The sequence below is a fragment of the Chryseobacterium sp. G0201 genome (assembly GCF_003815655.1).
Classification (GTDB): Bacteria; Bacteroidota; Bacteroidia; order Flavobacteriales; family Weeksellaceae; genus Chryseobacterium.
Map to the genome: position 1 here is coordinate 1,961,864 of NZ_CP033917.1, position 18,026 is coordinate 1,979,889.

Sequence of the window (18,026 nt, forward strand, 5' to 3'; positions counted from 1 at the left end):
TTTCATATAAGTTTTTGTAGATTGGAAAATTATTTATATTTTTGCACCCTAAAATAAAAAGCAATTAAATGCCTACTATTCAACAATTAGTAAGAAAAGGAAGAGTCGCACTCACCAAGAAGAGTAAATCGGCTGCCCTTGATTCTTGTCCACAAAGACGAGGTGTATGTACGAGAGTATATACTACCACTCCTAAGAAACCTAACTCTGCACTTAGAAAAGTTGCAAGGGTAAGACTTTCTAACGGGAAGGAAGTCAACGCCTACATCCCGGGCGAAGGACATAATCTTCAAGAGCACTCGATAGTATTGGTACGCGGCGGAAGGGTGAAAGACCTACCGGGAGTACGTTATCATATCGTAAGAGGAGCATTAGATACTGCAGGTGTAAGCGGTAGAACACAGAGAAGATCTAAGTATGGAGCTAAGAGACCAAAACCAGGTCAGGCAGCAGCTGCACCAGCTAAAGGAAAGAAAAAATAATCATTAAATAAGGTACAGAAGCAATGAGAAAGACAAAAGCGAAAAAAAGACCGTTGTTACCAGATCCGAAATTTAATGATCAATTGGTAACAAGATTTGTAAACAATTTAATGCTAGACGGTAAAAAGTCTATCGCATTCAAAATATTCTACGATGCATTAGACCTTGTAGAAGCTAAAAAAGGAGAAACTGAAAAAACTGCCCTTGAAATCTGGAAAGATGCATTAACTAACGTTATGCCTCACGTAGAAGTACGTTCTAGAAGAGTAGGTGGAGCTAACTTCCAGATTCCTATGCCAATCAGAGCTGACAGAAAAATTTCTATGGCAATGAAATGGTTAATCAAATATTCTACAGCTAGAAATGATAAGTCTATGGCTTTGAAATTAGCTAACGAAGTTGTAGCTGCTTCTAGAGAAGAAGGTGCTGCTTACAAGAAAAAATCTGATACTCACAAAATGGCGGAAGCTAACAAAGCTTTCTCACACTTTAAATTCTAATTAGAAATGAGTAGAGATCTTAAATTTACAAGAAACATTGGTATTGCTGCCCACATTGATGCGGGAAAAACTACCACTACAGAAAGAATCTTATTCTATACTGGTGTAAACCATAAAATTGGAGAAGTTCATGATGGAGCTTCTACAATGGACTGGATGGAGCAGGAAGCAGAAAGAGGTATTACAATTACTTCTGCTGCAACAACTTGTTCTTGGAATTTTCCAACAGACCAAGGTAAAATTTTACCTGAAAGTAAGCCTTACCACTTCAATATCATCGATACACCGGGACACGTTGACTTCACAGTAGAAGTAAACAGATCTTTAAGAGTATTAGATGGTTTGGTATTCTTATTCTCTGCAGTAGATGGAGTAGAGCCTCAGTCTGAAACAAACTGGAGACTTGCTGACAACTATAAAGTTGCAAGAATGGGATTCGTAAACAAAATGGACAGACAAGGTGCTGACTTCCTTAACGTGGTAAACCAGGTTAAGACGATGTTAGGATCAAACGCTGTTCCAATCGTTTTACCAATCGGTGCTGAAGAAGATTTCAAAGGTGTTGTTGACTTAATTAAAAACAGAGCTATCATCTGGGATGAAGCAGGACAAGGAGCTACTTTCGAAGTAGTGCCAATTCCTGAAGACATGAAGGCTGAAGTTCACGAATACAGAGAGAAATTAGTAGAAGCTGTAGCTGACTACGATGAGACTTTGATGGAGAAATTCTTCGAAGATCCAGATTCAATCTCTGAAGACGAAATCAACGAAGCTCTAAGAAAAGCTACTATTGATCTTTCTATTATCCCAATGACTTGTGGTTCTTCATTCAAGAATAAAGGAGTACAGTTTATGTTGGATGCAGTATGTAAATACTTGCCTTCTCCATTGGATAAAGATGATATCAAAGGTACTGACCCTAGAACTGATCTTGATATTACAAGAAAACCATCTGTAGACGAGCCTTTCGCAGCTCTAGCATTTAAGATTGCTACTGACCCATTCGTGGGAAGATTGGCATTCTTCAGAGCATACTCTGGAAGACTAGATGCAGGTTCTTATATCTTGAACACTCGTTCAGGAGATAAAGAAAGAATCTCTAGAATCTATCAGATGCACGCTAACAAGCAAAATCCTGTAGAATATATTGAAGCAGGAGATATCGGTGCAGCTGTAGGTTTCAAATCTATCAAAACTGGTGATACAATGTGTGACGAGAAAAACCCAATCGTTCTTGAATCGATGGTTTTCCCTGATCCTGTAATTGGTATCGCTGTTGAGCCTAAAACTAAGGCTGACCAGGATAAAATGGGTAACGCTCTAGCCAAATTAGCTGAAGAAGATCCTACTTTCCAGGTTAAAACTGACGAAGCTTCTGGACAAACGATTATCTCAGGAATGGGTGAGCTTCACCTTGATATTCTTGTAGACCGTATGAGAAGAGAATTCAAAGTAGAAGTTAACCAAGGTCAACCTCAGGTTGAGTACAAAGAGAATCTTACAAGAGTTGCTCAACACAGAGAAGTTTACAAAAAACAATCTGGTGGTAAAGGTAAATTTGCTGACATTGTATTTGAACTAGGACCTGCTGACGAAGGTAAAGTTGGTTTAGAATTCATCAATGAGATCAAAGGTGGTAACGTTCCTAGAGAATTTGTTCCTGCAATTGAAAAAGGCTTTAAAGCTGCAATGAAAAACGGTCCTTTGGCTGGTTTCGAAGTTGAAGGTATTAAAGTTACTCTTAAAGACGGATCTTTCCACGCAGTGGATTCTGATGCACTTTCTTTCGAATTAGCTGCTAAATTAGGATTTAAAGAAGCGGGACGTGCTGCTAAGCCAGTAATCATGGAGCCTATTATGAAATTGGAGGTTGTAACTCCGGAAGAATATATGGGTAACATCATTGGTGACCTTAACAAGAGAAGAGGTACTATCAGTGGACAAGAAGAAAAGAACGGTGCCGTTGTAATCAAAGGTTCAGTTCCACTTTCTGAAATGTTTGGATATGTAACAACTCTAAGAACACTTTCATCAGGAAGAGCTACTTCTTCTATGGAATTAGAGAAGTACCAAGCTACTCCTCAAAACGTTGCTGAAGATATCATTGCTAAAGCAAAAGGTTAATTTTTTAAATTAAAGAAATGTCACAAAGAATCAGAATAAAACTAAAATCTTACGATTACAACTTGGTAGACAAGTCTGCTGAGAAAATCGTAAAAACGGTAAAGGCTACTGGTGCTGTTGTAAACGGACCAATTCCATTGCCAACTAATAAGAGAATCTTCACTGTATTGAGATCTCCACACGTAAACAAGAAGGCTAGAGAGCAGTTCCAATTATCAGCTCACAAGAGATTGATGGATATCTACTCTTCTTCTTCTAAAACTGTGGATGCTCTAATGAAATTAGAGTTACCAAGCGGTGTAGACGTTGAAATTAAAGTGTGATAACGTGCATACTTTGCCCGTGATTATATAAAAATCCGTCCCTTTCGAGGGGCGGATTTTTTATTTACATTAACTGGAAACTATTTTAAAGTATAATTATAAAGTAGAATTTCTTAAATGTATTTGTTTTGGATGTTTATTGATAAGTTAGATTAAAATTTTAAACCAATTTATAAGAATTTATATTTTTTTAAAATTCAATTAAAACTTACCTTCCTGTCTAATAGTTGGTTATCTAATGTTTTATATTTGCTTTCAAATAATTCCTAATATTTAATAAGCAATAATGGTCTGAAAATTAACAACAGACAAAGATTTAAAATTTTACACAAATGAAAAGAAAAAAAATGAATACACTGGTTCCTGCCGGTGTGAAGAAAGCTATTGTTTTTTTGAGTTTTGCTCCGGTAGCTTTACTAATGTCATGTAATAATGATCATAATGATGATATGCATGAACTGAATTCTTATCCGTCGGAGCTTATCAGTACACCAATTTCTACTTCTAATTTTCCGGCAGCTGTTGCAGAATCCCAGACTCCGATTGATATTATTCCGGCTAATGCTATACGTATTCACAGTAATGAACCTGTAATGCATTATGGTGCTATCAATTTAAGTTCTGTAGCCAATAATGCAGGTGAGAATTTAAGAGTCAATGTTAGCGGGGCAGATAATGCTAATAACTATATTACTGTGGCAGGAAAAAAATATAATCTTGTTAATTTTCACTTCCATTATAGCAGTGAGCATACTGTAGATGGGAAATACAGTAAAATGGAGATCCATTTTGTAAACGTTGCGGCAGATAATTCGTATGCTGTTTTGAGTGTTTTGGTTGATATAGGAACGGGTAACTCTTCTATTCAGAATTTATTTGCGCAGTCTCCAACAATAAATAATGCCATCAACTCACCTAATACGACATTCAATCTTTTAGATTTATTTCCGAGCAACACTCGTGAATATTATACATACAGTGGTTCACTTACAACTCCAAACTTTGGAGCAAACTCTGCTCTTACAAATGGAGGTCCGGTGGATTGGTTTGTGTTTAAAAATAAACAGCAACTTTCTGATGCACAGTTCAACTCTTATACATCAATCTATACAGATCCTAATTTCCGATCAATACAACCTTTAAACGGTAGAAAGGTATATGTGAATCCTGGATATTAATGAAAAGAAAAAATAAGAATACACAACATATTACTTAATTTAGAAACTTCGTCGATTTCGGCGGAGTTTTTGATGAATTATAGTGAAGAGAGTTTAAGAAATTCTTCAAATACAAAAGCATAAAAATTAATACATACTAAATGTTAAAATTAAATAACAGCGTTTTTGAAAAATTTTCAAATTGGGCTACAAAATTTACAGGAAGCTCTTATGCTTTTATAGGAGCCACTCTTATTGTTATTGTTTGGGCTGTTTTAGGACCTGTTTTTAATTATTCTGAAACTTGGCAACTAGTTATTAATACCGGGACTACAATTATCACTTTTTTGATGGTTTTTTTAATTCAGAAAGCACAAAATAAAGATTCAAAAGCCATTCAGATAAAGCTTAATGAATTGCTTGCTGCCAATGAAAAAGCGAGTAACCGTATTGTTGATATTGAAGACCTCACAGAAAAAGAGCTCGACCAGCTTCATTGTTATTATGAAAAATTAGCTGATTTTGCAGAAGAAGATGCTGATATTCATTCTTCCCATTCCATAGATGCTGCTAAAAGAAATCAGAATTATAAACATGATCAATTCAAAAAAAGGCATGATGAATGGCTTCAAAAACAAAAAAAGGAATCGTAATGATTCCTTTTTTATTTAAGTGTAAAAATTATCTTTTCATAAAGTATCCAAAATAAGAACAGCTTCCCATAAGGTTTTTGGTAACCTCTGCATCTGCATATTGCGATTTCAGGATAGCAAAATAGGTTCTATATTTTTGATTTTTAATATCATTAAGCTGAATTTGATAAGCATCGCTTTTCTCAGAATATTTAGGATCGGAGTAATCAATTTTTGACGGATTTTTTGCTTCATATTGATAATACTTTCCTTGTTCGGCACTTGCCATCTGGAAAAGAACTCTTGCTTTTTGATCTTTATTGGTTGAAAGGTCTAGAGCTTTCTTGTAATAATTAATAGCCAGATCGAAATTATCAGGTTCAATGTAAGATGTATCTAGGAAGTTCTTGTAGTAATATTGGTATGGCGTTTTCTTATCCGTATTCCAGAAATCATATTTTCCGCCATTACTGTTGTCGATATCCATTACGAATACTTCTCTGTAATATCCTAAAATTGAGGTGTTATAAAGTAAATTTCCGATCAGCTGATTGGCCTGTGCTGCTTTTTCATCTTTCCCGCTGCCAATTTTCCTTAATTGAATTAAAGCATCGGAAAGTTCAAGCTTATTCATCGAATTTTTAATGAAAGGAAATGCCGAATAATCTTCAGTTTCTATACTAATATTGTCTGGGCTTTCAAAACTTTCCCACACATTGTGCCCGAAGATAAGATTGGAAACATTTTTAAAGCCATTATATTCGGAAACGGCATATTGGCGAGGTGTTACTTTTTGATTATTTTCGGTCCATTCATAATTCAGTCTTGGAATTCCGGTGAAACTTTGGGCTTTCTGATAATAAGATTTAGCCTTTCCAAAATCCGCCATTCTCATTGCTCTGTCTCCATAAATTACACTGAAAAAGGCATCAATATTTCCTACATCATTGATATTTTTAGCAATAATTTGTTGCTCAAATTGTGACTTATTAGGCTTTCTGTAAAAATCTTCAACACTTTTTACCAAACTTGAATTCGGGTTATACTGAAGATCAGAAAGTTTATTACTCATCAGGAACGATTTTCCATCTTCTCCTTGTAAGAAATAACGGTTGGCCAAAACATCTTTAAGGAAAGAAGCAGTTGACGGAACCGGACCATAATAAGAATCGTAGTCTGATTGAGTACTGTCTTTCTTAACTTCTTTTTCAACAAAATATTCCGAATAATCTTTCATTAAATGATCTTCATATTCCGCAGTGATTTTTGGTTGGGAAACAATATCGTTCAGAACTTTCATTCTTTTTATTTCTTCAAGATATTCCGGATTGTTGGTTTTAATATCTTCTAAAATTTCCGTACTTGCTTTGTAATCTTTTTTCAAAAACTTCAAGTAAGCATCTGCGATCTGCCAATATTCATCTTTGGATTTCGTCTTTGTTTTTTCTGTGAATTTTTCAAGATCATCTAAGAAATCTTTTTGCTTTTCATCGTAGTAATAACTTTGATTTTTAGTGTAAAAAGGAATTCGGTTAGGATTATCTAGCAATTCATCATCGCTTTGGTCAGCTTTACTGTTTTCGGTTGTTGAATCTGATTTTATTCCGAATAGTTTTTTAAAGAATCGTACGATCTTTTGCCAGAAAGACAATTCTTTTTCTTTTACCTCAGGAGTTTCGGCTTTAGCCGGATCGGTGGTTGTATTTGTAGTGCTTTTTTGAGCGGTTGCATTATTACCATTATCTGTGGAAGCATAGTAATATGTCGGAAGATAACTTCTTTCCAACTCATTGATACTTCTTACGGCCATTACTTTCAGAATCTCAGAATCAGGATTAATGTCGAACATTTTTTCCATAATGGGAATTGGATTAGTAAAATCTTCATATCCCAAAAGGAAATATCCCATATTTTTTTCCTCATTTGTTCTGGCTCTTTTTAAGATGTTATTAAAAGAAGCGGTATCCGAAAGTTTCATCGAAACAAATGCAGATTTCTTGCGGCTTTTACTGTTCATAAAAACCTGAAAAAAGTTCCAGTTGGCATCACTGTTCATCTGTAAACCTCTTTGCGCACCTGCCAATTGATCTAGAGACATAAAATAAGGTGCTCCTTTCAATTTTATAGGTTCTACATAAGTTTTGAATGCCTGAAGAGCTGGATCATAATTTCTTGTATAATGATTAAAACGGACAAGCTGATAACCATATCGTTGTTTGATCTCCGGATTTTTTGCAGCATTGTATAAAGAGGTTAATGCAGAAATTATTTTAGGATAATCAAGATTGGTGGCATTTTTATCCGTGCTGTTTTCTCTGTAATAGAAAGAATCTGCACTTTCCACATAATTGATTTTCATGTAAGGTTCCAGATATTTAGCCTCGATCAAATAATCAATTCCTTCATGATATTTTTGATAAAAACCAACGCCTAATTTTGTGAGTAAAGCATTATTGGGGTTTCCTTTTTTCAGTTCATTAAGATCATTCATGCTCATTTTATTGACCATGAAATCTGTTTCAGTATAACTTAACTGATTATTAAAGAACTTTCTCCAAGACTCAATATTTTCATCAGGAATTTGAGATTGCTTGAAATCTGTATAAAACCGCGTTGAATAGCTGTGAAGAAAAGGTAAATACGATTTATCCTTGATGATGCTTTGCGTGAATAGATTAAAATATTCATAATCTGGATCAGACCATGCGCAGGCATCAGATTTCGTGTAAAAAAGTGATAAAACGGCAAGTGAAAGTAAGTACTTTTTCATTTTTATGAGTGGTGTTTTTAAGCTTTTATTAAAAATTAAAATTCTGATTAACAACAAATTTACTATCTAATTGATAATAAATAATATCAAATTGCGGTATTTTTTTCTCTAAAAAATTAACAACGGTTTGAAGCTGTTCATCAGAGATCTCTTCAATTTTTATTTTGAAACCTTTATTAAGATAATTTCCGAAATAAAATCCGTCTTTTTCGATCTCAATTTTGTTTTCTGATATTTTTTGAAAATTAGGATTGTTTAAATCTTCTTTAGATAAAGCATTGATGAGTTTATGCTTTCCTAAATGATTGGTGACAATTCCCCACGAGTAAATCGGAAGGGCAACCGCAATTTTCTTTATCGGATAATCTTCAATGTTCGACAAATAACTTTTCAAAGTATTCACATCCAAAATTGAATTGATGTCGGCATTTTCCAACGGGGAAGAAGTGGAGTAGCACATCAAATAGACTTTTTCAACAGGTGGAATTCCGGTTTGAGCTTTATCTTTTACCTGATGAAGGCGAAGTGTACAGGTAATTTGTTTTCCTGAGATCTTTTTTAATTCTTTTAAAAATTTGAAATAATCATCACGTGTTCCGGCGGTCCAATCGCAGTCGATTTGAATTTCATTGTTGATATTTAAATGATATTCTGTCGTTTTCTTTTGAACTAATTGATTGATTTTTTCGGCTAAAAATTTAATTTCATCTTGTGAAATATTCAATAAGGTTCGATTCGTTATAAAAACGGTTGGAACAATTTGTTTGTTGGTCTGGAAACTTTTGTCTTTCGTAATAACTGCAATCGGCTGAAATTTCCCTTCCACTTTATCTACATCAAAAAACCGTGTGTATAAATAAGGAACGGTAGCCTTGTCTAAAACTTTTTTCTCTTTCTGATCTAATGAAAGTTTCGTTTTCCAGTAATAGAAAGTATATGAATGATCATTTTTCTTATTGCATGAAACAATTAGAAAAAGAAAGAATACTATTTTTAGGATTTTCATTATTGATAAAATGCGCTGTCACAAATACAACTTCCGCTTTCTGTTTCTGAAACAGAGCAGCAGTCTTCGGATTTTGAAATGTTTCCTTTTTCGTCCGTCATATAGATTTTCTCTTTATCAAATTTTACATAAAAAGTTTCATTAAAACTATTAAAATGGACTTTCATGACTTTCGGGTTGTATTTTCCGGCATTCATTTCTTCTTTGGTTTCTTCACCACTAGCCTGATTAACCTGTACAAGCCCGAAATGAACATCACCATTTTTCTTTACATCCACATAGTAAGCCGGAGTTCCAGTTCCGCTATAGCCTTCAAGGATGTTGAAATCTCTTTTTCCTGTAAAAGGAGCTTTAGACTGAGCAAAAGACAGCATGCTGATGCATAAAATAAATAAGCAGAAAACCTTTTTCATATTTTTTTTCTCAAAATTAAAGATATTCAAGCAAAAATTAAACCGTAAAAACACGGTGATTGCTTTTAGAAGAGGTTTTAAGTAATAGCATTTTTTAATTTTTTAAACGCTATATTTTTTTTAAAAATAAAAAACCATCCCAAAATTGGAATGGTTTGTAAATTACTAACAATTTTTATTTAAAATACCGTTGCAGCCAGTTGAATCCTTGCATATTTGTTCGAAGGATTCCACATCGCCATCATAGAAACGGGAAGGCTGTAGTGATCTGTGATTTTAACGGTTTTGGTGGCTTTAACACCAGTATTTACGATGTCGAAACTATTCTTTCCGTTACCATAAAGAAAGGTTTGATCATTAAGAGCGAAGCCAGCACCAACAAACGCGTCCAGATTTACTTTTTTACCAGAAATTACGGGATAGCTTACCTGTACATAGGTAGAATATTTATTCTTTTTATAGCTTCCGTCTGGTTCTAAAACAACTTCTCCGGCGTTCGCTCCTCCGTAAAGCATAATATCTGCTTCAACATTGATAGGAAATGAAGGTCCGAAAGTATAATTGGTTCTTAAATCAATAATATGAGCCGTTCTTCTGTTTGAATAATGGAAAATATCTTCTGATGCAATTGCCGTGTTGATGTTTCTAGAATTAAATAAATCCCACAACCCAATATAAAAACGTCCGTTTGAATATTGAACATAATAATTGATTTCTTTATAATGGGTTCCGTCTTTATCATCAGTTAAAGAAGAGGCTCCCCAAATTCCGACTTTCCATTTTTTTTCTGCATCCAGAGCGTAAGATAGATTTCCCATCACAACAGGTTTGTCGGTAATGATCAATCCTCTCCAAAGGTGGTTGTTCTGAATGTTTGCAGTGAAATCTAATCTGTTGTCATCTTTAATTTCTTCAGCTTCTTGAGCAAAAAGCTTCCCTATGCCCAGGGTTACCAGGCAGATAATTGTTACGAATTTTTTCATGGATAATTAGTTTAAAACACTGTAGAGTAATGCTGCTAAAACGGCTCCTAAAATTGGTCCTGCAACAGGAATCCATGCATATCCCCAATCACTGCTTCCTTTAATCGGAAGAATGGAGTGCATAATTCTTGGTCCGAGATCTCTCGCCGGATTGATGGCGTAACCTGTAGTTCCACCTAATGAAAGACCGATAGCCCAAACTAAGAAAGCAACAGGTACTGCTCCGATAGAGCCTAATCCTATTTTTGCTGTAGTATCGGTGTGTAAAGAAAGGCTGGGATCTGCAAAATAAAAGATTACAAAAACAAGTACAAAAGTTCCGATCGTTTCACTAATGAAATTTGAAGAAACTTTCCTGATTGCCGGACCGGTACTGAAACAAGCGAGTTTGCCTCCTTCATCTTCGGTGATCGCAAAATGATCTTTATAAAATAGCCAAACGAGAAATGCTCCCAATGCGGCTCCGATCATTTGGGCTGCAATATATGTAGGAACAAGATCCCACGAGAATTTTCCTGCAACTGCCAAACCAATTGTAACGGCTGGATTCAAGTGAGCGCCACTGATGGGACCTGCTACCTGAACGCCTACAAAGACCGCCAGTGCCCATGCTGTGGAAATAACGATCCATCCGGAATTATTTCCTTTGGTGTCTTTCAAAACAACGTTTGCTACAACGCCGTTACCCAATAGTATAAGAAGCATTGTGCCAATTATTTCTGCTATAAAAGGTGTCATATTCGTATTTTTTTATGTGAGAAAAGTTAGTCTTAGATCCAGCTTTGAGAACGCTTTACAGCTTTGCTCCAGAAATGGATCATTTTAGCTGCTTTCTCTTTTTCCAATTGAGGGTGGAAATCTTTATCTACGATCCATTGAGATTGAATTTCATCAATGTTTTTCCAGTATCCGACAGCAAGACCTGCAAGATAAGCTGCGCCTAGAGCAGTTGTTTCTAAAGTCTTTGGTCTCGTAATCTTAACTGAGAAAAGATCAGACTGAATCTGCATTAATAAATCACTTGCAGAAGCGCCACCATCAACTCTTAGTTCAAGACTTGGTCTTCCGGAATCTGCTTCCATTGCTTTTACAATATCATACACCTGAAAAGCAATTCCTTCCAAAGTTGCTCTTGCAATGTGTCCGTTGGTGGTTCCACGAGTCACTCCTACGATAGTTCCTCTTGCATATTGATCCCAATAAGGAGCTCCTAAACCAGTTAATGCAGGAACAAAATAAACTCCGCCATTGTCTTCTACTGTTTTCGCAAGATCATTTACTTCTTCGGCTGAGTTGATCAGTTTAAGTCCATCTCTTAACCATTGTATCGCTGCACCTCCTACAAATACACTTCCTTCTAAAGCATAATTTACTTCTCCATTTATTTTCCACGCAACTGTCGTCAGAAGGTTGTTTTTTGATTCTACCGCTTCTTTTCCTGTATTCATTAATAAAAAGCATCCGGTTCCGTAGGTATTTTTTACCATTCCCGGAGTGGTGCACATTTGTCCGAATAGAGCAGCCTGTTGATCTCCCGCAATTCCGGCAATAGGAATTTTAGTTGAAAATAAAGTGGTTGCTGTTTCACCGTAAATTTCACTGCTTTGCTTTACTTCAGGTAAAATAGCTCTTGGAATATTGAATAATTCCAACAAATCATTATCCCAATCTAAGGTGTGAATATTCAGAAGCATTGTTCTGCTGGCGTTCGAAACATCAGTGATAAACATTTTTCCGCGGGTAAGCTTCCAAACTAGCCAAGTATCGACGGTTCCGAAACAAAGTTTTCCGGCTTCGGCTTTTTCTCTTGCTCCTTCAACATTATCTAATATCCATTTTAATTTTGTTGCAGAAAAATAAGCATCCAAAACAAGACCTGTCTTCTTTTTGATCATTTCGGTGTGACCTTCTGCTTTTAGTTCATCGCAGTATTTTGATGTTCTTCTGTCTTGCCAGACAATAGCATTGTAAACGGGTTCACCGGATTCTTTATCCCAGACGACAGTAGTTTCACGTTGGTTGGTGATTCCGATGGCGGCAACTTCCAGCCCCGAAATTCCGGCTTTTGCAATGACTTCTGCTGCTACTGAGATCTGCGATGACCAAATTTCATTAGGATCATGCTCAACCCAACCTGGAGTGGGGTAGATCTGTTCAAAACTCTTTTGGGAGATATATTCTATTTCTCCACTGTGGTTGAATAAAATGGCTCTAGAAGAGGTAGTGCCTTGATCTAAAGCGAGAATTAATTTTTCACGCATGCTGTATATTAATTAAGGTTGATTGTTTTCGGAGAGTATGGTATTAATAAATAACCTTTTGCTAATTCAATGAATTCCTTTTCCTGCTGCAATGCCCATTCCTGTGAAAGTCCTCTTTCTTCTGCAATAGTCACTGCTACTTTGTGAGCGCTGTCTATGGCTGCTCTTGCGTCTAAAAATAGCATACGGACTCTTCGTGCCAGAACGTCTTCAATTGTTTCTGCCATTTCATATCGTACTGCCCAGACGATTTCTGCGACTGTGAATGGATGATCCGGATGGATCTTTTCTGAATATCCAGGATTGCTTTCCTGCAATTTTTTGATAGAAGGAATATCTGAACCGTAAACATATAAATGACTGCTTCTGTCAACCAGATCAGCTTTCATATTGCCATGAATAGATAAGTTTTCTGTTTTGGAAGTTGTGATACCCAGTTTATGTATTTCCATGGCTTTGTTGATGGTGTCTTCCGCCATTTTACGGTAGGTTGTCCATTTTCCACCGATAATAGAAACCAATCCTGTATCAGATGTGATGACTTTGTGACTTCTTGAAACTTCTTTAGTGCTTTTACCTTCGCCTTCGGGAGCTGCAAGAGGTCTTAATCCTGCGAAGACAGATTTTACGTCTTCACGGGTTGGTTTTTTTGATAAATATTGTCTTGCTGTGGTTAAAACGAAATTAATTTCTTCTTCCAACGCTCTAGGTTCAAAACTTTCGTTTTCCAATAAAGTATCAGTTGTTCCTACCAACGCTCTGTCGTGCCACGGAACAACAAATAAAACTCTTCCGTCTGAGGTTTTAGGAATCATTATCGCATCATCGCTTTTTAAGAATGATTTATCTAAAACTAAGTGAATTCCCTGGCTGGGAACAACTAGTTTACCATGCTTGGGATTATTCATATTCAAAATATCGTTGGTGAATACTCCTGTTGCGTTGATGACTACTTTTGTGTGTATTTCGTATTGCTTTTGTGTAAATTGATCTTCTGCAAGTACACCGCTTATTTTTCCTGAAGCATTTTTAAGAAGGTTAATTACTTTTAAATAATTAATAACACTTCCTCCTTTTTCAATAATTGTTTGAGCTAAATTAATTGCCAAACGAGCATCGTCAAATTGCCCATCCTGATACACAACTCCGCTCATCAGATTTTTCTGTTCAATCGTTGGAAGTTTGCTTACGGTTTTAGACTTACTTATATATTGAGTTCTTCCAAGGCTTAATTTCCCGGCAAGGAAATCATAGATAGATAATCCTATTTTATAATAAATTCCGCCCCACCATGTATAGTTGGGAATGATGAAAGATTGGTTTTTTACAACATGCGCTGCATTTTGTGCAAGCAAGCCTCTTTCTTTTAATGCTTCTTTTACCAGGCCGATATCTCCCTGAGCAAGATATCTTACGCCACCATGTACGAGTTTCGTACTTCTGCTGGAAGTGGCTTTTGCAAAATCATGAGATTCTATCAATAAAGTTTTGAATCCTCTGCTTGTTGCATCTAATGCTGAACCTAAGCCACTGGCTCCTCCTCCTATGATAATAAAATCCCACTCCTGAGTATTGGCTAATTTATTTAGTTCTTCATTTCGTTTCATAATACTTCGTTTATGTTTCGTTTTCAAATGTATTAATTAAAAATGAAACTAAAAAGAAAATAAATGAAATTTTTAAGGTCTCAATAAAAATTAATAAATTTGATGAATGGAAAAATTACAACCACGACATAATGATATATTAAAGGAAATAGACGAAAAAGACTATGTTCTTGTTCAGGAATTGTGTGAAAAGTTTAATGTCTCCTCGGTTACGATCCGAAAGGATCTGACGTATTTAGAAAGCTTAGGGTTGCTTTTTCGTAATCATGGAGGAGCAAGTAAGCATGTAAGATATGCCTATGAAAAGAATGTTGGTGAAAAAGAAAGCATTAATGTAGAAGCAAAACAAAATATTGCTAAAGCTGCTTTACAGTTGATACAGGAAAATGACTGTATTATATTGGCTTCCGGAACAACGATGCATTATCTTGCAAGAATGCTTGTGAATTTTGGTCAGCTTACTGTACTTACTTCCTCTTTAAGGGTTGCGCTAGAGCTTTGCAATAATCCTAATATTAATATTATACAGTTAGGAGGAGAGGTTAGAAAAAGTTCTACTTCTATAGTAGGTTCTATTTCGGAAACTATTCTAAAACAGTTTTCATGCAATAAATTATTCCTCGGCGTTGATGGTATTGATATGGAGTTTGGAATAAGCACATCCAATGCCGCAGAAGCGCACCTTAATCAACTAATGATTGAATGTTCTGAGAAAGTGGTGATATTGGCAGATTCTTCAAAGCTTAATAAAAAAGGATTCGGAAAGATTGCTCCTCTGGATAAAATCGATTACCTCATAACGGATGACGGAATCTTAGAAGAAGACAGAAGGGGACTTGAAGAAAGAGGCGTTTCTGTTATTACGAAATAAATTTAATAATTGATAAATAATTATTGTATAAATCACCCTGCATTTGCTAATTTTCTGTAAACTGCTAAAAATCAAAATATTTTGCAATAAAATTTGTCAATTTGAAAATTATTCATAAATTTGCACACTCATTTTAGGGGTAGAGTATGCCTATATCAAAAGTAGAAATTACTCAAACCTTCCTGAAATGAAAGTGTATCCAAGAAAATTTTATAACATATTATATAAATAATGTCAGGTATTATTGGTAAAAAAATCGGTATGACATCTTTGTTTAACGAAGAAGGAAAAAACATTCCTTGTACAGTTATCCAAGCTGGTCCATGCTCGGTTTTACAGGTCAGAACCATTGAAAAGGACGGCTATAAAGCAGTTCAATTAGGTTTCGATGACAAGAGTGAGAAGAACGTTGGTAAAGCGTTAGCTGGTCATTTTAAAAAGGCTGGTTCAGCTCCTAAAGCTAAGTTGGTAGAATTCTACAGAGAATTCGTAGACCAAGTAACAGTAGGAGAAGATGTAACTGTGAAACTATTCGCTGAAGGTGAATTTGTTGACGTAACAGGAACTTCTAAAGGTAAAGGTTTCCAAGGTGTTGTTAAAAGACACGGATTTGGAGGTGTAATGCAAGCTACTCATGGTCAGCACAACAGACTTAGAGCTCCAGGTTCTATCGGTGCTGGATCGGATCCTTCGAGAGTATTCAAAGGAATGAGAATGGCAGGTAGAATGGGAGGTAAGCAGGTAACTGTACAAAACCTTCAAGTATTAAAAGTGGATCAAGAACAAAATCTTTTAGTAGTAAAAGGTGCTGTTCCGGGAGCTAAAAATTCTTATGTAATTATCAGAAAATGGAACTAGTAGTATTAAATACATCAGGAAAAGAAACCGGAAAAAAAGTAACTCTAGACGAATCTGTATTCGGTATTGAGCCAAACAAGCACGCGGTTTACTTAGAAGTAAAACAGTACCTTGCTGCACAAAGACAAGGGACTCATAAATCAAAAGAAAGAAGCGAAATTACTGCTTCTACTAAGAAACTTAAGAAGCAAAAAGGATCTGGATCTGCTAGATATGGTGATATTAAATCTCCAACTTTCAGAGGTGGAGGTAGAGTATTCGGACCTAAGCCAAGAGACTACAGGTTCAAATTGAACAAAGCTCTTAAGAGATTAGCTAAAAAATCTGTTCTTTCTCAGAAAATGAGAGACAACAGCATCAGAATTGTAGAAGGATTGAGCATTGCTGCTCCTAAAACTAAAGATTTCATCACTATCTTGAATGCATTAGCATTAAATGATACTAAATCTTTATTCATTCTTCCTGATACAAACAAGAATGTATATTTATCTTCAAGAAACTTACCTAAGACTAAAGTTATGAAATTCAACGAAATTTCTTCTTATGACTTAATCAATGCAGGTGAGATCGTTTTCTTAGAAGGTGCAGTTGAAAAATTCCAGGAAAATTTAAAGAAATAAATCATGTCACTAATTATTAAACCAGTTATTTCAGAAAAAGCAAACTATCTTACAGATTTAAGAGGTGCTTATTCTTTCTTAGTACAACCTAAGGCGAATAAAATCCAGATTAAAAATGCAATAGAGCAAGCTTATGGTGTAAAAGTAGCAGACGTTAGAACGATGATTTATGCGCCTAAAGTTTCTTCGAAATACACGAAAAAAGGTCTTCAAGTAGGAAAGACAAACAAATTGAAAAAAGCGGTTATCACTCTTGCAGAAGGGGAAGTAATCGATATTTTTGCTGTAAATTAATTATTAATTATAAATAATAGTAATGTCTGTTAGAAAATTAAAACCTATCACCCCAGGACAGAGATTCAGAATTGTAAACAATTTTGAGGAAATTACTACTAACAAACCAGAGAAATCTCTAACTGTTGGTATTAGTAAGTCAGGTGGACGTAACCAAACTGGTAAAATGACCATGCGTTACACCGGAGGTGGACACAAAAAGAAATACAGAATTATCGACTTCAAAAGAAACAAGCATGATGTTGAAGCAACGGTAAAAACTGTAGAATATGATCCAAACAGAACTGCATTTATCGCTTTATTAGAGTATGCTGACGGAGAGAAGAGATATATCATCGCTCCAAACGGTATCAAAGTAGATCAAAAGGTAGTTTCAGGAGAAAGCGTAGAACCGAATATCGGTAACGCAATGAAATTGAAAAACATTCCATTGGGTACTGTTATTTCTTGTGTTGAAATGAAGCCTGGACAAGGTGCTATTTTAGCAAGAAGTGCTGGTTCTTCAGCTCAACTTACTTCAAGAGATGGAAAATATGCAATCATCAAATTGCCTTCAGGAGAATCTAGAATGATCCTTACTGAGTGTTATGCAATGATTGGATCTGTTTCTAACTCTGATCATCAGTTAACTGTTTCAGGTAAGGCTGGTAGAAGCAGATGGTTAGGTAGAAGACCTAGAACTAGACCGGTAGTAATGAACCCTGTAGATCACCCAATGGGAGGTGGTGAAGGACGTTCATCTGGAGGTCACCCAAGATCTAGAAATGGTATGCCTGCTAAAGGTTACAAAACTAGAAAGAAAAACAAAGCGTCTAACCGTCATATCATATCTAAACGTAAATAATTATGGCAAGATCACTTAAAAAAGGACCATTCATCGCATATACTTTAGATAAGAAGGTTCAGGCAAATATAGAGGCTGGAAAGAAAACAGTTATTAAAACTTGGTCTAGAGCATCAATGATCTCTCCGGACTTCGTAGGACAAACTATTGCAGTACACAACGGGAAATCTTTTATCCCTGTTTATGTTACAGAAAACATGGTTGGTCACAAGCTAGGCGAATTTTCTCCAACAAGATCTTTCAGAGGTCATGGTGGTAACAAAAACAAAGGAAGTAGATAA

19 protein-coding genes are annotated in these 18,026 nt (G+C 35.6%); 12 read left to right on the plus strand and 7 right to left on the minus strand.

Annotated elements, in window-relative coordinates; genetic code table 11:
- Positions 1 to 68 precede the first annotated feature (68 nt).
- The 6 genes from rpsL to EG348_RS08840 all read left to right on the plus strand — a co-directional run bounded on the left by rpsL (position 69) and on the right by EG348_RS08840 (position 5,239).
- Positions 69 to 482, plus strand: coding sequence for a 30S ribosomal protein S12 (gene rpsL / locus EG348_RS08815; RefSeq protein WP_027383325.1), 414 nt, complete (start codon positions 69 to 71; stop codon positions 480 to 482).
- A 23-nt stretch (positions 483 to 505) separates the two neighbouring features.
- The gene (rpsG, locus tag EG348_RS08820) at positions 506 to 982 is read left to right on the plus strand and encodes a 30S ribosomal protein S7 (RefSeq protein WP_066752920.1); all 477 of its coding nucleotides are present in this window, start codon (positions 506 to 508) and stop codon (positions 980 to 982) included.
- Positions 983 to 988: 6 nt separating this feature from the next.
- Entirely contained in the window at positions 989 to 3,106 is a 2,118-nt protein-coding gene (fusA, locus tag EG348_RS08825; RefSeq protein ID WP_072407347.1) for an elongation factor G, read from the plus strand.
- Between the two features lie 17 nt (positions 3,107 to 3,123).
- A complete protein-coding gene (gene rpsJ / locus EG348_RS08830) occupies positions 3,124 to 3,429 on the plus strand; it encodes a 30S ribosomal protein S10 (protein ID WP_002661363.1) in 306 nt (101 codons plus the stop codon).
- Between the two features lie 332 nt (positions 3,430 to 3,761).
- On the plus strand, positions 3,762 to 4,607 hold the full coding sequence (locus tag EG348_RS08835) for a carbonic anhydrase family protein (protein ID WP_123982565.1): 846 nt from the start codon (positions 3,762 to 3,764) through the stop codon (positions 4,605 to 4,607).
- 140 nt (positions 4,608 to 4,747) lie between these two features.
- Positions 4,748 to 5,239 (plus strand): low affinity iron permease family protein, encoded by a 492-nt coding sequence (locus EG348_RS08840; RefSeq protein WP_123982567.1) that lies wholly within the window; start codon positions 4,748 to 4,750, stop codon positions 5,237 to 5,239.
- A 28-nt stretch (positions 5,240 to 5,267) separates the two neighbouring features.
- Here EG348_RS08840 and EG348_RS08845 read toward each other — a convergent pair whose 3' ends face one another.
- The 7 genes from EG348_RS08845 to EG348_RS08875 all read right to left on the minus strand — a co-directional run bounded on the left by EG348_RS08845 (position 5,268) and on the right by EG348_RS08875 (position 14,258).
- Positions 5,268 to 7,988 carry a hypothetical protein gene (locus EG348_RS08845; RefSeq protein ID WP_123982570.1) on the minus strand — a complete coding sequence of 907 codons (2,721 nt, stop codon included), beginning with the start codon at positions 7,986 to 7,988 and terminating at the stop codon, positions 5,268 to 5,270.
- Between the two features lie 28 nt (positions 7,989 to 8,016).
- Positions 8,017 to 8,994 carry a hypothetical protein gene (locus EG348_RS08850; protein ID WP_123982572.1) on the minus strand — a complete coding sequence of 326 codons (978 nt, stop codon included), beginning with the start codon at positions 8,992 to 8,994 and terminating at the stop codon, positions 8,017 to 8,019.
- On the minus strand, positions 8,994 to 9,407 hold the full coding sequence (locus tag EG348_RS08855; protein WP_123982574.1) for a hypothetical protein: 414 nt from the start codon (positions 9,405 to 9,407) through the stop codon (positions 8,994 to 8,996). The genes EG348_RS08850 and EG348_RS08855 overlap by 1 nt, the downstream gene beginning before the upstream one ends.
- Positions 9,408 to 9,586: 179 nt before the next feature.
- The gene (locus tag EG348_RS08860) at positions 9,587 to 10,390 is read right to left on the minus strand and encodes a hypothetical protein (protein WP_123982576.1); all 804 of its coding nucleotides are present in this window, start codon (positions 10,388 to 10,390) and stop codon (positions 9,587 to 9,589) included.
- 6 nt (positions 10,391 to 10,396) lie between these two features.
- On the minus strand, positions 10,397 to 11,128 hold the full coding sequence (locus EG348_RS08865) for an MIP/aquaporin family protein (RefSeq protein ID WP_123982578.1): 732 nt from the start codon (positions 11,126 to 11,128) through the stop codon (positions 10,397 to 10,399).
- A 32-nt stretch (positions 11,129 to 11,160) separates the two neighbouring features.
- Positions 11,161 to 12,651, minus strand: coding sequence for a glycerol kinase GlpK (gene glpK, locus EG348_RS08870; protein WP_123982580.1), 1,491 nt, complete (start codon positions 12,649 to 12,651; stop codon positions 11,161 to 11,163).
- 8 nt (positions 12,652 to 12,659) lie between these two features.
- On the minus strand, positions 12,660 to 14,258 hold the full coding sequence (locus EG348_RS08875) for a glycerol-3-phosphate dehydrogenase/oxidase (protein WP_123982582.1): 1,599 nt from the start codon (positions 14,256 to 14,258) through the stop codon (positions 12,660 to 12,662).
- A gap of 106 nt (positions 14,259 to 14,364) precedes the next feature.
- Between EG348_RS08875 and EG348_RS08880 the strand changes: the two genes are divergently transcribed.
- The 6 genes from EG348_RS08880 (at position 14,365) to rpsS (ending at position 18,026) form a co-directional block, all read left to right on the plus strand.
- Entirely contained in the window at positions 14,365 to 15,129 is a 765-nt protein-coding gene (locus tag EG348_RS08880) for a DeoR/GlpR family DNA-binding transcription regulator (RefSeq protein ID WP_123982584.1), read from the plus strand.
- Positions 15,130 to 15,360: 231 nt separating this feature from the next.
- Positions 15,361 to 15,987, plus strand: a complete 627-nt coding sequence (gene rplC / locus EG348_RS08885; RefSeq protein ID WP_072407369.1) for a 50S ribosomal protein L3 — start codon at positions 15,361 to 15,363, stop codon at positions 15,985 to 15,987.
- Complete coding sequence (gene rplD / locus EG348_RS08890; RefSeq protein ID WP_072407371.1) at positions 15,978 to 16,607, plus strand: 50S ribosomal protein L4; 630 nt, start codon at positions 15,978 to 15,980, stop codon at positions 16,605 to 16,607. Before rplC ends, rplD begins: the two co-directional genes overlap by 10 nt.
- Before the next feature lie 3 nt (positions 16,608 to 16,610).
- The gene (gene rplW / locus EG348_RS08895) at positions 16,611 to 16,901 is read left to right on the plus strand and encodes a 50S ribosomal protein L23 (RefSeq protein WP_047442263.1); all 291 of its coding nucleotides are present in this window, start codon (positions 16,611 to 16,613) and stop codon (positions 16,899 to 16,901) included.
- 22 nt (positions 16,902 to 16,923) lie between these two features.
- Positions 16,924 to 17,745 carry a 50S ribosomal protein L2 gene (gene rplB / locus EG348_RS08900; protein WP_034702846.1) on the plus strand — a complete coding sequence of 274 codons (822 nt, stop codon included), beginning with the start codon at positions 16,924 to 16,926 and terminating at the stop codon, positions 17,743 to 17,745.
- A gap of 2 nt (positions 17,746 to 17,747) precedes the next feature.
- Positions 17,748 to 18,026, plus strand: a complete 279-nt coding sequence (gene rpsS / locus EG348_RS08905) for a 30S ribosomal protein S19 (protein ID WP_050378485.1) — start codon at positions 17,748 to 17,750, stop codon at positions 18,024 to 18,026.